At 40.3% G+C, this 13,515-nt stretch carries 10 protein-coding genes; 7 read left to right on the plus strand and 3 right to left on the minus strand.

The genetic code is table 11. The features are described from left to right. Positions 1-19 precede the first annotated feature (19 nt). From KV40_RS15325 to KV40_RS15355, 7 genes are all read left to right on the plus strand, one after another. Positions 20-1,606, plus strand: a complete 1,587-nt coding sequence (locus tag KV40_RS15325; protein WP_081942864.1) for an FHA domain-containing protein — start codon at positions 20-22, stop codon at positions 1,604-1,606. A gap of 39 nt (positions 1,607-1,645) precedes the next feature. Next, positions 1,646-2,266, plus strand: coding sequence for a CHAT domain-containing protein (locus KV40_RS15330; RefSeq protein WP_052055668.1), 621 nt, complete (start codon positions 1,646-1,648; stop codon positions 2,264-2,266). Between the two features lie 427 nt (positions 2,267-2,693). After that, positions 2,694-5,066 carry a bifunctional serine/threonine-protein kinase/ABC transporter substrate-binding protein gene (locus KV40_RS35750; RefSeq protein WP_216595621.1) on the plus strand — a complete coding sequence of 791 codons (2,373 nt, stop codon included), beginning with the start codon at positions 2,694-2,696 and terminating at the stop codon, positions 5,064-5,066. Between the two features lie 175 nt (positions 5,067-5,241). After that, entirely contained in the window at positions 5,242-6,591 is a 1,350-nt protein-coding gene (locus KV40_RS15340; protein ID WP_036483209.1) for an AAA-like domain-containing protein, read from the plus strand. A gap of 241 nt (positions 6,592-6,832) precedes the next feature. Then, the gene (locus tag KV40_RS15345; protein ID WP_052055669.1) at positions 6,833-7,135 is read left to right on the plus strand and encodes a hypothetical protein; all 303 of its coding nucleotides are present in this window, start codon (positions 6,833-6,835) and stop codon (positions 7,133-7,135) included. Positions 7,136-7,285: 150 nt separating this feature from the next. Next, entirely contained in the window at positions 7,286-8,434 is a 1,149-nt protein-coding gene (locus tag KV40_RS15350; protein WP_036483211.1) for an alanine--glyoxylate aminotransferase family protein, read from the plus strand. A 195-nt stretch (positions 8,435-8,629) separates the two neighbouring features. After that, complete coding sequence (locus tag KV40_RS15355; protein WP_036483261.1) at positions 8,630-9,043, plus strand: DUF4112 domain-containing protein; 414 nt, start codon at positions 8,630-8,632, stop codon at positions 9,041-9,043. Between the two features lie 134 nt (positions 9,044-9,177). Here KV40_RS15355 and KV40_RS15360 read toward each other — a convergent pair whose 3' ends face one another. From KV40_RS15360 to KV40_RS15375, 3 genes are all read right to left on the minus strand, one after another. Beyond that, the gene (locus KV40_RS15360) at positions 9,178-9,972 is read right to left on the minus strand and encodes an N-formylglutamate amidohydrolase (RefSeq protein ID WP_036483214.1); all 795 of its coding nucleotides are present in this window, start codon (positions 9,970-9,972) and stop codon (positions 9,178-9,180) included. A gap of 146 nt (positions 9,973-10,118) precedes the next feature. Continuing rightward, positions 10,119-12,644 (minus strand): ATP-binding protein, encoded by a 2,526-nt coding sequence (locus KV40_RS15365; protein ID WP_036483217.1) that lies wholly within the window; start codon positions 12,642-12,644, stop codon positions 10,119-10,121. 320 nt (positions 12,645-12,964) lie between these two features. Continuing rightward, positions 12,965-13,279 (minus strand): DUF4278 domain-containing protein, encoded by a 315-nt coding sequence (locus KV40_RS15375; protein WP_036483220.1) that lies wholly within the window; start codon positions 13,277-13,279, stop codon positions 12,965-12,967. Positions 13,280-13,515: the final 236 nt, after the last annotated feature.

Consider the following 13,515-nt stretch of genomic DNA (forward strand, 5'->3'; position numbering starts at 1 on the left):
TCAAATTAAGGAGATGTTTATGTCAACAACTAATAGCATAAGCACGGCATTATTAGTAGAGCGGGCAGTTATAGCTACAAAAATTTTGCCGCCACCCACGTTCAAAATTAAAGCACTAAATGCCGAAACTGGTGAATACAAAGAGCAACTATTAACAACAGCAACTGGAAACCAAAATTGCCTACTTGGCAGACATCCCAGTTGCGATTTAGTTCTCGATAGTGCGGAAGTGAGTCGTATTCACGGTCGCATCTGGTATCAAGATGGACAGTGTTTCTTTACCGACTTTGGTAGTACCGATGGATCTCAAATTGACGGTCGGGAAGTCGAACACAAACAGGTGTATCCTTTGAAGCCAAATAATTTGCTTCGCATCGGTGGGTTTGTGCTGACCATCGCTCGGATGGATGAAGAAAACAGCTTGCAACATCAGCCAGCAGCAGCAGACAAAGAGCTTTCTAAACCACCTCATCAGTGGAATTCGGGAGAGCTTACCGTTCGCTGTATTCAAGCGATCGCCGAAACTCACGATGTCAAAACTTTTCGTTTTGTTGCCGAACCGTCAATATTGTTTGCTTATAAACCAGGACAGTTTGTCACCCTGGTTTTAGAAATTGCAGGTAAAAAAGTGTTGCGTTCTTATTCCATTTCTTCAACTCCTTCGCGTCCCCATATTTTGGAAATTACCGTCAAGCGAGTTCCACCACCAACTGATGCAGTTGATGCTCCACCAGGACTAGTTTCTAACTGGCTGCACGATAACATTTCCGTTGGCTCTCAGGTTAAATTAAAAGCACCGATGGGAAATTTTACCTGTGTAGATAAGGAAGCTCAAAAACTGCTATTTATTTCGGCTGGTAGCGGTATTACCCCGATGATGTCGATGTTGCGCTGGCTTTGCGATACCAAACCCGATGTTGATCTTGGCTTTATTCACAGCGCCCGCAGTCCTCGCAATGTTATCTTTCAGTACGAACTGGAATCGATGGCGGCGCGGTATCCCAATTTTAAGTTAGCAGTGACTACAACTCGCTCCGAACCAGGTCGAGCTTGGCAGGGATACAAAGGCAGACTCACTGAATTGATGCTGCAAGCGATCGCTCCCGACTATCAAGAGCGGTTAGTTTATGTCTGCGGTTCCAATCCTTTTATGGAGAGAGTTAAAACCATATTCAAAACCTTTGGTTTCCCGATGGAAAATTACTATGAAGAGAGCTTTAGCAGTCCGAAAAAGTCTTTTGCCACTAAAAACGAGTCTGAGCTAGTAGGTAGTCAAAAATTTTCTGACAGAGAGAGTTCTTTCAAGTCTGCTATTAAGAAGCAAGAAAATATTGTCTCTGTAAATACAGCTAAAACCGAATCTACTGTTGTAGTCTTTAGCAAATTAGGTAAAGAAATTTCCTGCGATTCTGAAGACACCGTTCTCGAAACCGCTGAAAGAGAAGGAATTGAGCTTCCCTTTGGCTGTCGCATGGGGGCTTGTGGAGCCTGCAAACTGCCCCTGTTAGAAGGAGAGGTTAGTTATGATGACGACCCTGGTTGTGAAGCGGGACAACTTTTTACCTGTATCGCCAAACCAGTAGGAAGGGTTGTAGTTGAAGCTTAATGAGATTGTTTAATCTCATTCGACCGATAAATACTGTATATGAAAACCAAAGTTTTGATTTTAGCTTCCAATTTACAGAGAACAACATCTTTAGGATTAAACCAGGAGATTCGTAACTTAAGCGAAATAATTAAAAGCTCGTCCGTTTGCTTTGAGATCGAAACTAGATTAGCCGTTCGCCCGCAAGATTTACAAACGGCACTACTAGAAGTAAAACCGAGAATCGTTCATTTTTGCGGACATGGAGAAGGAGAGCTAGGTTTAGTCTTAGAAAATAACTGGGGACAACTTTATTTAGCGAGTACAAATACTTTGGCAGATCTGTTTCGTCATTTTAGTCAGCAAATAGAGTGCGTCTTGCTTAATGCTTGTTACACTCAGGTGCAAGCCGAAGCAATTGCCAAACACATTAACTTTGTCGTAGGGATGCCACAGCCAATTTTAGACCGTAGCGCGATCGCTTTTAGTGCTGGGTTTTATAGTGCTTTGGGAGCAGGGAATCCTATTGGTAAAGCCTATGATTTTGGTCGCAACTGCATTCATTCAGAGTTTGGCGATTTATCTTCTTCACGTAAGTTAATAGCAGTCAAAGACAAGAAAGATATTATAGTTCCCCACCATTTAATCCCCAAACTTTTTACAAATCAGTCTAATATTTAGAGTTTGCGATCGCTTTTTTAATCGATCGCGATAATTATGAGTTTTTCTATGAGTCTGACTACAAATTGTATGAGCTTGAGATACCAAGAGTAAAACTAATATTGAATCTAAGTAGCAGACAAAAGTGAAGATTGAGATAAGAGTAAAATTGTAAGCTGTTATCGCCCTTTTATATCTTGTCAGCTACTGATTCTGTACTCGTTTGCCTGGTGCGATTGCTTTTAAAACTGAGCGTTGCATGGTTGCTGGATAACTGGGAAACGGGTAGCAGGGAAGACGAAGAAATTTCACGTCTTGTATAGCTATCCCTCAGACCTCCCATCCCCAAGTCAATCTAAACCATCTGATGATGATGCAACGTTCAAAATTGAAGGCTCTTACTACTTACAGATAATAAAACATGGGACTCATAGGACAAATAACAGATATGGATACTCTATTTCGTTCGGGTGATATTTTAAACTCTCGCTATCGAGTTTTGCGTCAGTTGGGACACGGGGGATTTGGTCGTACGTATTTGGCAGAAGATATCAATCGCTTTGACGAACCCTGCGTTCTCAAACAGTTTGCACCTCAACTACAAGGTTCTTTTGCACTTTCTAAAGCACAAGAACTATTCGAGCGCGAAGCAGGAGTTCTCTATCGTTTACAGCATCGGCAAATTCCTAGATTTCGTGAATTATTTCGCTACAAACACGAACATAAAGATTACTTGTTGTTGGTGCAAGACTATGTCGAAGGTCAAACCTATCACGAGCTTTTCAATCAATACGCCAGAGAAAGAAGAAAGTTGAGTGAAGCCGAAATAACCTGGTTACTCAGTCAAACTCTGCCTATTTTAGAATATATACATGCAATGGGAATGATTCATCGCGATATTTCCCCTGACAACATAATTTTACGTAGCGTAGATAAACTGCCGATGCTAATTGATTTTGGCAGTATTAAAGAGGTAGAAAACAAAGCACAATTTCAATTGATTAAGGCAATTAACTCTAATGATTCTCTATCTTTGATGGGAACGGTAATCGGCAAAAATGGATATGCTCCACCAGAACAGATAGAACGTGGCATTGTCTTCGCTCACAGCGATTTGTATGCTTTGGCTGCTACAGTAGTAGTGCTATTGACGGGTAAAGAACCACAACAGTTAATCGAACCCAATAGTTATCTCTGGTATTGGCAAGAGGAAGTTAATGTAAGTCCCAAACTTGAATCGATACTGACTACTATGCTGGCTCCCCAGCCTCGCGATCGCTTCGATAATGCTACTGAAGTTATCAAACGTCTTCAAAAAGCGTCAATCGTGCATTCTACGCCGCAAAGAACTCAAACGGTAGTGCCACAGCTTTCAAAAAATAAAACTAACAAAACTCGCTCTTTTAACTTTAAACTTTGGATGTTTGTTCCTTTAATAGCAGCTATTTTGTTGGGCAGCTTTTGGGGATTAAAAAACCGCGATTTAACTATTGCCTCTTCCGTTACCAATTCGCAAAGTTTTGTGCGGCAAAATTCCCAATTATCCAATCGTTTTAGTCAGGGAGAAAAGGTTTTAATTACTCAGGCAATAACACTCGAAAAAGAGTTAGCTGTCACTGCCTTCGAGCGAGGTAACTTCAAAAAAGCCACAGCTTTGTTTTCGGCATCTCTCGACACCTTACCTAACGATCCAGAAACCCTCATTTATTTAAATAACGCTCGAATCGGCAATCAAAAAGCTTACAGTATTGCTGTTTCTGTACCTATTAGTAGCGATGTCAACGCCGCACAAGAAATTCTTCGAGGTGTCGCTCAAGCGCAAAATTCAGTCAATCAAACGGGTGGAATTGCCAATATTCCTCTTGAAATTCAAATTATCGATGATGGTAACGACCCAGAGATAGCTCGACAGTTAGCCAAAATCCTAAGCCAAGATCTAAATATTTTAGGCGTAATCGGTCACTATGCCAGCGACGTAACTCTAGCCACTACCAAAATTTATCAATCGGCTCGACTAGTAGCTATTTCACCTGTTAGCACTTCAGTCAAACTGTCCGAGCTCAGTCCCTATTTCTTTCGGACTGTACCTAGCGACTACCTTGCTGCTAGATCTCTAGCAGAATATATGCTCGAAAAACTAAATCGAAAACAGGTAGCAGTATACTATACTTCTCAAAGTAACTATAGTGAATCTCTTAAATCGGAATTTATAACCGCCGTTGCTCTCAATGGCGGACGAGTAACACACACTTTTGACTTATCCGAAGCCAACTTTAGTGCGGCAAATAGCTTTAAACAAGCTATGAACGGCGGAGCAGAAGTAATTATGTTAGCTGCCGACTCTGGTACTTTAGATAAAGCTCTACAGGTAGTTCAGGTTAATCGCAATCGGCTCGATATGCTTGGTGGCGATGATATTTATACTCCTAAAACTTTGCAGGTTGCAGGAGCGAGGGGTGAAAACATGGTGCTGGCAATTCCCTGGCATATAAAAGCCGAACCAAATGCCAAGTTTGCTGTGGTTTCTAAAAAACTTTGGGGAGGAGAAGTCAACTGGCGCACCGCTATGGCTTATGATGCCACTCAGGCATTTATAACTGCGATTGGCGATAGCATAGCCGAAGGCATCGCTCGCAGTCCCACACGTATTGGTATCCAAAAAGTACTTGCAAATCCTGATTTTTCTGCTTTGGGTGCCTGCGATCGAGTTCGCTTTTTACCTTCGGGCGATCGCCTTAAAGCAATTGAGTTGGTAAAAATTCAACCACAAGACAATAGTATTTTTAAATATGAATTTTTACCCATCGCTGCCAAACGTTAAACAATAAAGTGCTCAAACAGTATTTTTTCAACTCGAATATTAGTTTGATTAAATACCCAAAAATTTTTAAAATTTAGCTCATAACTCATATTAAAACTTATAAACAGGCGATCGTAACTCGGACGTATTGTCAAGCTTTATTGGTATAAAACAACAGAATAAGCCTTTAATCTCTATGAATCTTAATTGTCTTTTCGAGGTGGTAGACCGCCAGTTAATCGAGACTCAAAATCGCCCTCTTAGTTCTACAGAAATTTTGATTTTGCAGGGAATTTGGAAATATCAAACCTACAATCAAATTGCTATGGAGGCAGGCTATAGTCCTGGTTATTTTACTACAGTTGTCGCTCCTGAATTGTATCAAAAGCTTTCCGAACTTATCGGTCAACGAATAACCAAAAAAAACTGTCGGGCAATACTGGAGTCTTACGTTACTACCGAAGTAGCTTCAGAAACAAGTTCTATAAACAAAGACACAGTAGAAGACTTACCAAATATCGATCGCGATAGTCCTGGCTATCCTAGTGGCTCAGTTCCCCTTGACTCTCCTTTTTACCTGGAACGCTTTCCACTTGAGGAACAGGTTTATCAAGAGATAAAAAAACCAGGAGCTTTGATTAGGATTAAAGCTCCTAAAGAAATGGGCAAAACCTCACTACTGTTAAGAACGCTTGACTATGCCAGCCGTTTGGGATACCGTACCGTCAGCTTGAATTTAGAGCAAGTCGATCGAGCAATTTTAAGCGATTTAAATCAATTTTTGCGCTGGTTATGTGCTAATACTGCTCGCCTGCTTCAGTTTAAACCAAAACTAAATGATTATTGGGATGAGGATCTAGGCAGTAAAATCAGCTCTACTCTTTACTTTCAAGACTATATATTAGAGTCAATAGACGCTCCTCTGGTTTTGGCATTAGATGAGGTTCATCAAATTTTCGAGTATCCTCAAGTAGCAAGAGATTTTCTGCCTTTGTTGCGTTCCTGGTACGAAGAAGCCAAAAGACTGCCTGTCTGGCAAAAGCTGCGTCTGATAGTGGTTCACTCGACTGAAATTTACGTTCCCCTGCAACTCAACCAGTCACCTTTTAATGTAGGATTACCAGTTCAGTTAGAGGACTTTAAGTTAGATGAAGTACGGCAGTTAGCCCGACGCTACGGACTTGACTGGACTGATGGGAAAAAAGCCAGACAATTAATGTCTATCATTGAGGGACATCCAGCCTTAGTAAACCTGGCTCTCTATCATTTGAGTCGCAATGAGATAACTCTGTCGCAAATATTAGCAACCGACCCTGCTGCAATCGAAATTTATATTCATCACTTGCAACGCCACTGGGTGACTTTAGAACAACAGCCTACATTAGCACAGGCTCTCGATTTGGTATTGAATGCCAACCAACCCGTTTCCTTAGCTCCAAGTCTGATTCACAAATTAAGCAGCATGGGTGTAATTAAGCAGTTGGGCAACCAGGCGATCGCAGGTTGTGAATTGTATCGACGGTATTTTGTAGAAAAAAAACAGTAATTTTTATTTACTTGTTAACTTATCAATGAACAACGACCGCACTTTGAATAAAAAATTGTCCATTGGTGAAGAAAAATCAGAGAGGTTTACTTTTATAAATTTCAATTTAATGTTTAATAAATAGAAACATTTAGTTAAAAATATGATTAATTTTAAAAGATCTGATTTATTTTTATTAATGTTTAATGGTATTTTTAAACAACAATAAAATAATTAAGTTCTAATATAAATCAATAATACTATGTCAAAATTTAGTTTGCCAGCGATCGCATTTTTAGTTTTATCTAACGCTGCTATGCCTGTTATGGCTAATGAAATTGCTCCTATCGATCTGACTTTTAAAGCTTATCAAGGTTACTTTATTGAAAATGGAATTCCCAGTGGTGGTAGTTTTGTTCAAAAAGCTCGCTTAGGGCAAATCGATGCCGAAACTTTAGTAAGAAGTGCGATCGAAAAACAAAGACTATCTCCAGAAACTATTAACGATAAAGTTTATCTTCAGAAAATTGATGCTGCCTTATTCAAACTCGAACGCCGAAGATAAATAATAGAATAATGTTACTTTTTTTTGTTTATAAAAGAAGTTTTTTTATTTAATTGCGAGTCGGCGCGAATCTAATGCGCAATGGAATGAGTAGTTCATATAAGATAAGATAACTACCTGCCAATCGGAAATTTAGATTATTTACGACTCATGGAAGACAAACACATGCTGATGATTCCTGGTCCTACTCCAGTACCAGAGAAAGTCTTACTCTCTTTAGCCAAACATCCTATCGGACACCGTAGCGGTGATTTTAGCAAAGTTATTGCCGAAATCAACCAGGGTTTAAAATGGCTGCATCAAACTAAAAATGAAGTTTTATCCCTTACCGTATCGGGTACGGGCGCGATGGAAGCAGGAATGATTAATTTCTTGTCTCCTGGCGATCGCGTTTTAGTAGGGGTTAATGGTAAATTTGGCGATCGCTGGGCGCAAATCGCCGAAGCTTTTGGCATGAAAACCGAACGCATTAGCGCAGAATGGGGACAGCCTTTAGATACCGAAGAATTTCGTACTAAATTAGAAGCCGATACTAATAAAGAAATTAAAGCGGTTATTATCACTCACTCTGAAACCTCTACAGGAGTTTTAAACGACCTCGAAACTATCAACAAGCACGTTAAGGCACACGGCGAAGCGTTAATTATTGTCGATGCCGTTACTAGTTTGGGTGCATACAACATTCCCATCGATGATTGGGGTTTAGATGTCGTGGCTTCTGGTTCGCAAAAAGGCTATATGATTCCTCCTGGATTGGGTTTCGTCTGCGTGAGCGATAAAGCCTGGGCGGCTTATGAAAATAGTAAATACCCGCGTTTCTATATGGACTTGGGTAAATATAAAAAAGCCAATGCTAAAGACAGTTCGCCGTTTACCCCACCCGTCAACTTAATGTACGGTTTACAAACCGCCTTACAGATGATGCAGCGTGAAGGTTTAGAAAACATTTTTGCTCGTCATCAGCGTTTGACTAAAGCCAGTCGCGCTGCTGCTAAGGCAATGGGATTAAAGCTATTTGCCCCCGACAACGCTGCTAGTACGGCAGTCACGGCGATCGAACCCGCTCCCATTGATGCCGAAAAAATTAGAGTTAATATCAGGAAAAAATACGATATCGCTCTAGCAGGAGGACAAGACCATCTCAAAGGTAAAATTTTCCGTATCGGACACTTGGGTTTTGTCAGCGATCGCGACTTACTAACGGCTATTTCCTGCCTAGAAGCAACTGTAATCGAATTGGGTGCAGATAACTTCGATCCCAAAGCTGGAGTCAAAGCAGCAGCAGCAGCATTAGCTTAAGTTGTTAAATTGATTGCGGGGCATTGGTTACAATGCTCCTCTGTTTTTTATTTGAGTTTTTAACAAATAAGTTTAAATCTATTTTGCCAGTCAATATTCGAGCGATCGCCTTAAAAATCGAACTCTATATAGATGTTTTTGGTACGTTTGTCGCCTATTTTTGTAGATATACTGCGAGAAAATAACGATTGCCAAATGAAAACGACTGATACAATCAAACAGATAGCCACACTAAAAAAAATTCGCCGTCTTGCTCGTTTGTTGGATACGGCAATCGGTATTCCTGGTACTAAGTTTCGTATTGGTCTAGATCCAATTTTAGGTTTGATTCCTGGTGGCGGAGACTTGATTACCGCCGCTTTTTCTCTCTATCTTCTCTTTTTAGCAACTCGTTTTGGTTTACCTGGAGAGAAAATCAACAAAATGCTCTGGAATATTGGTTTAGAAGCTTTGGTTGGTACTGTTCCTTTGTTTGGCGATATATTTGATGCCTACTTTAAATCTAATATCCGTAACCTGGAAATTTTAGAAAGTCATCTGCATCAAGTAAATCCAGAATTGGAAGAACTGGCTAAAACTGAAGTTGCTAGTACCGCTTCGCTTAAGTAAAGTAGCGAGTAGCAAGTGGCAAGTAGCAAGCAATACGCACTTGGATTAAGACACTTATTACCTATTACTTTTTTTTTAAGCCTAGAGACTTTCTTAGTCAGAGCCAAACAACGAATAGACGGATAGCCGCAGTTTTATGCCGATCGCTTGTTCAATAACTGCAACTCTCCTAGCACTCCTGGTACGGTCGATCGCAATGCCTGATGTACGGCTTCCATCTTGACTAAGTCTGGCTGGTGTGTCCATTCGCACATAAAAAATTTTTTGACTTCAATAGATAGCACGCAGGCAGAACGAGGAAAATGGGCATGAACCCATTGGGAAAAATGCCCCCCAGTAAACTTAATGTTTTCTCGAACATCTAATTGTCTGCCGAGAAAGTCAAAGCGGCGCATATCGTTAATAAAACCTTCAACTACAGGTTGCCAGTATTCTCGGTTGAGACTTCCAGTCCCTAAATTAATTTCTGGGTTGTATAGCTCGTCTGCGGCAGGAGCGTCATGTCCTTGACGATAGTGATTGTAGGTATGTAGATCGTAAATTACAAAGCGTCCGTAGCGTTGCTCTAGTTTTCGACAAATTTTTCCTACAGTATCATAAAAAGCATCGTACTCTGCTAGAGAACGTTTGATTACATCCTGGGGGGGTTGCTGTTGCCAAACCTCTAACCCCCAGGCATCTTCAGGTTTGAGATAAATAGCCCGCTCGCGAGGGCGATTGAGATCCAATTCAAAGCGCGATCTCAAAACAACCAGTCGCGTTTCGGCAATATCCGTCCAGGCAGCCGTAAAAGGATCTTCTTCTCGTTTGCGCTGTTCCCAATCGAGTGCCAATAATTCGTCTACTTCAGGGCGTACTCGATGTCCGTCGTGGAGTGCTACGGCAACGAATGGCTGTTGTCCCTCGGTCAATTTCCAAAGCTGTGGCATATTCCCTATCTGCTGATGTAAAGTAGAAAAACTGGCGATCGCTTATTAAATTACCCAGATAAGCAAAAAATATCTGTTAGACATAAACATCAACAGACTAAAAAATTTGTTAAACAGTGACCAAAAGCATCGTAAACAGTGATTTGTTAATCACTATCAATATTAGAAGGGCGATCGCCTACCTGAGTTAGTTCGATAATTTCATCGTATTCAAAGTTTTTTAACATATTTTTAAGCCCTAAAGCCAAAGCACGATTGCGGGCAGGAATCTGTTCGATAAGCTGAAGAATAGAGTCGGCATCCACTTCAACAGCCGCTCGATGAAGTTGCAAGATCCATTCAGAGGGCATTTTGGCAATTGTAGTAATGTCGATCGCTGGTGGAACAGATTTAAAAGCTCGATCTCGATGACTATTTTTTTCTGAGGAGTTGCTAGCACTAGTTTCAAACTGACGAGTAGTAGACAATGCGGTTAAATCTTTACACTCGACTATCGTAATTGGAATTTGAAATTGAAACTTAGATCCCTGGCGAACTTTACTAGTTACGGTGATTTCTCCACCCAACAAGCGCACGAATTGCTGCCCGATCGCCAAACCCAAACCCGTTCCACCGCTATCATCTAGCTGTTGCTTTTGAATAAAAGGCACAAAGACCGAATCTAGTTCGGAAGGAGGTATTCCACAGCCAGTATCCTCAACTTCAAAAGCGATCGCTGACAATTGCTGTTTGTTAGAACCAACTATCACTCGGCAGTCTTCAGCTATTTTATTTGCAGATTTATCAAATAACCGTTCGGTTGTAGCAGGATTGCTCTTAGCAGTAGAACGCTTTACTGCATCAATAGAAGCAGTTTTAAAGTGTATTAGTTTGACTCTTAAAGCTATACTGCCAGTTTGAGTAAATTTAACTGCATTACCGAGAAGATTAATTAAAACTTGCCGAAGTTTGGTGGGATCGCTGCGAACATACTGGGGAACACCAGCAGCTAAATCGAATACTAGCTCTAAATTTTTTGCCTGTGCCTGTAACTCAAACATTTTGGCTAAATTTTCCAATAATAAATACAGATCGAAGGGTTGTTCGCGAACTATAATTTTTCCTGCTTCTATTTTGGACATTTCCAAAACATCATTAATTAAAGCCAGTAGATGTTCTCCACTGCGCTTGACAGTTAGTAAATTTTCTCGCTGTTGGGGTTTTAGTGCAGAATCTCGTAACGACATCTGCGTAAAACCGAGAATGGCATGAAGGGGAGTTCTCAATTCATGGCTCATGTGCGCCAGAAATTGGCTTTTAGCCTGATTAGCCGCATCAGCCGCTTCTTTAGCCGCCATTAAAGCCGCCGTTCGCTGTTCGACGCGAAATTCTAGTTCTTCGTTAGTTTTTTCCAAATCTTTAAAAGCCGTCTTAAGCTGAGTTACCATCTCGTTAAACGACTGTGCCAGCACTTCTAATTCTTTGATGTTTCTAGCTTTAATTGTCGGATACAAGCCAGTTCCAGTATTTTTCAACCGCGCACTTTTTGTAATAATAGTGCTTACCTGACTTAGGTGAGTAATGGGACGAGCAATTTTACGAGAAGTATAGATACTAATAGTTGCTGCGACTATCAAAGCTATCAGACATAACAAAATTGTATTACGCACATTGGCGTTTATTTCTGCCAGAAAGTCGTCTTCTGGCACTACTACCACAATTAACCAATCCAATCCCAAGCGATCGCGATAGGGTAAAATTTGTACCAATTGGCGATCGCCATCAAACTGAAAGTCTAGTTGGGTGGTTTCATCAATCGCCTGCAAATTGCCAAAGTGCTGGATTAAAAATTTAGAGGTGGCTTGAGTAAAAGGATTTTTGCTCTCGACTCCAGGGAGTCGCCGTTCTTCTTGCTTGGTTTCGTCAAAAATAAATGGTGCTTCGGCAGTAGAAGTAGCCACCAAACAACCATTACGCTCTAGAATAAAAACCTGTCCGTTGTTACCTATTTCAATAGTTTTGAGAAAATCACCAATACGAGTGAGAATTAGATCGACTCCTAAAATTCCTTGAAATGCTCCTTGTGAGTCGTATAGTTTTCCTGCGGCAGTAATACCTAGTTCGCCGCCAGCAAAAGTATAAATTTCACTCCAGTTATTGCGATCGCTTTCAATAGTTTTTATGTACCAGGGACGAACCCGAGGATCGTAAGTCGTTTGCTCTAATTTACGACTACGGCGACCATTAGCATCTAAGAGATAAGTTTGTCGTTGAGGAGGGGTTTCTACAGGTTCGGCGATAAAATTACCATCAGCAGATCTTTTAACGTAGGCAAATTTTCCTGCTTCGTTGCCAAAATATATGGCGTAAACCGAATCAAAAATTTCGATTTGATGCCAAAAATTAGTTTCGATGACCGACAAATTTTTCCAGGATAATTGTCCGAGTTTTGCTGCTTTTTGGTTGAGTTTGACAATTAACTGGGGTTTTTCCAAGTAATTTTGCAGATGCTGTTCTACATTGAGAGTTACTTCGTTTCTCAATTTAGAAGCTATGCCATTAACCGCTAGCTGTCCGTTACGAAAGGAAAAATAACCAACAAGTCCTACTACCAAAGATATTTGAAGTAAGAAAGGAATGGTAAGAATATCTTGTAAAGTAAGGTTGCGATAAAATTTTACTATTTTGTTCACAAGCAGGTTAAAGATCGCGATCTAGAACTTTGATTGAAATCTAAACTGTGTTGTATCGATATCGTTTTAGTTTAGAATATTTTGACACTGATATCGATCGAGCTGCAATAAAGCGGTTAAACTCGGTAGTAGCTTTTGGCATCAATAAAAATTCGCTGTAATTGGCTAAATCATCGATTCCAATTAAATTTAAAATAGCTTCTACTAAAAGCCAAAACAAGATTTTGTAAATTAGTTTTTGCCACTGAGTTTTCATAATTACTTAACCTCAAAACTGGCTGCTTTCAAAAAGCAGGGAACAGCAAATGCAGAACAGACGGCTAATAATGCTTGATGTAAGCAATGCCTCGATAGGTAAACAAATCGAGTTTGGAATGAGTTAAAGTTTGCTTGGGTTGTTCGAGTAGAATCAGTCGATCGCTATGGCAATTCTCGCGGAGACAATACTCCTTGATAACTAGAGGTTGTCTCTCGCTATTCGGTTTATAGTCGTGACCAGATTGATATTTACGTCCCCGATAGGTAAGTTTGCGTTTAGGTTGATAGCTATCGAGCTTAATATCTAAATGACAGTTGGCAAGGGAATTGCCGTAATTTGTCTGATAGTTAGTACCGCGATATTTAAGCTGCATCATTTTTCTTAGCTCGATTCAAATTCTCTTTAACTAACTATCAAGTTAGAAATCAATCGGGAAAAACTAGAGATAAAGTCGTTCGTACTATTACAAAATAAGAAAAGTTTTATTCGCTCTCGGTTATGAGAGCTAAAGCGATCGCCAGATCTCAAATGTTTTTTTATTAATGAGCAAAAATTGAAATGTTTATTGTTCATTGCTCATTGTTCATTGTTCATTGCTCATTGTTGAATTTC

This window comes from Myxosarcina sp. GI1 (genome assembly GCF_000756305.1).
Taxonomy (GTDB): Bacteria; Cyanobacteriota; Cyanobacteriia; order Cyanobacteriales; family Xenococcaceae; genus Myxosarcina.

What these genes read in the sequence shown, in the direction of transcription:
- KV40_RS15375 (WP_036483220.1), bottom strand. Translation starts at nt 13,279, where the DNA reads ATGATGCAGCTTAAATATCGCGGTACTAACTATCAGACAAATTACGGC.
- KV40_RS15350 (WP_036483211.1), top strand. Translation starts at nt 7,286, where the DNA reads ATGGAAGACAAACACATGCTGATGATTCCTGGTCCTACTCCAGTACCA.
- KV40_RS15330 (WP_052055668.1), top strand. Translation starts at nt 1,646, where the DNA reads ATGAAAACCAAAGTTTTGATTTTAGCTTCCAATTTACAGAGAACAACA.
- KV40_RS15340 (WP_036483209.1), top strand. Translation starts at nt 5,242, where the DNA reads ATGAATCTTAATTGTCTTTTCGAGGTGGTAGACCGCCAGTTAATCGAG.
- KV40_RS15355 (WP_036483261.1), top strand. Translation starts at nt 8,630, where the DNA reads ATGAAAACGACTGATACAATCAAACAGATAGCCACACTAAAAAAAATT.
- KV40_RS15360 (WP_036483214.1), bottom strand. Translation starts at nt 9,972, where the DNA reads ATGCCACAGCTTTGGAAATTGACCGAGGGACAACAGCCATTCGTTGCC.
- KV40_RS15325 (WP_081942864.1), top strand. Translation starts at nt 20, where the DNA reads ATGTCAACAACTAATAGCATAAGCACGGCATTATTAGTAGAGCGGGCA.
- KV40_RS35750 (WP_216595621.1), top strand. Translation starts at nt 2,694, where the DNA reads ATGGATACTCTATTTCGTTCGGGTGATATTTTAAACTCTCGCTATCGA.
- KV40_RS15345 (WP_052055669.1), top strand. Translation starts at nt 6,833, where the DNA reads ATGTCAAAATTTAGTTTGCCAGCGATCGCATTTTTAGTTTTATCTAAC.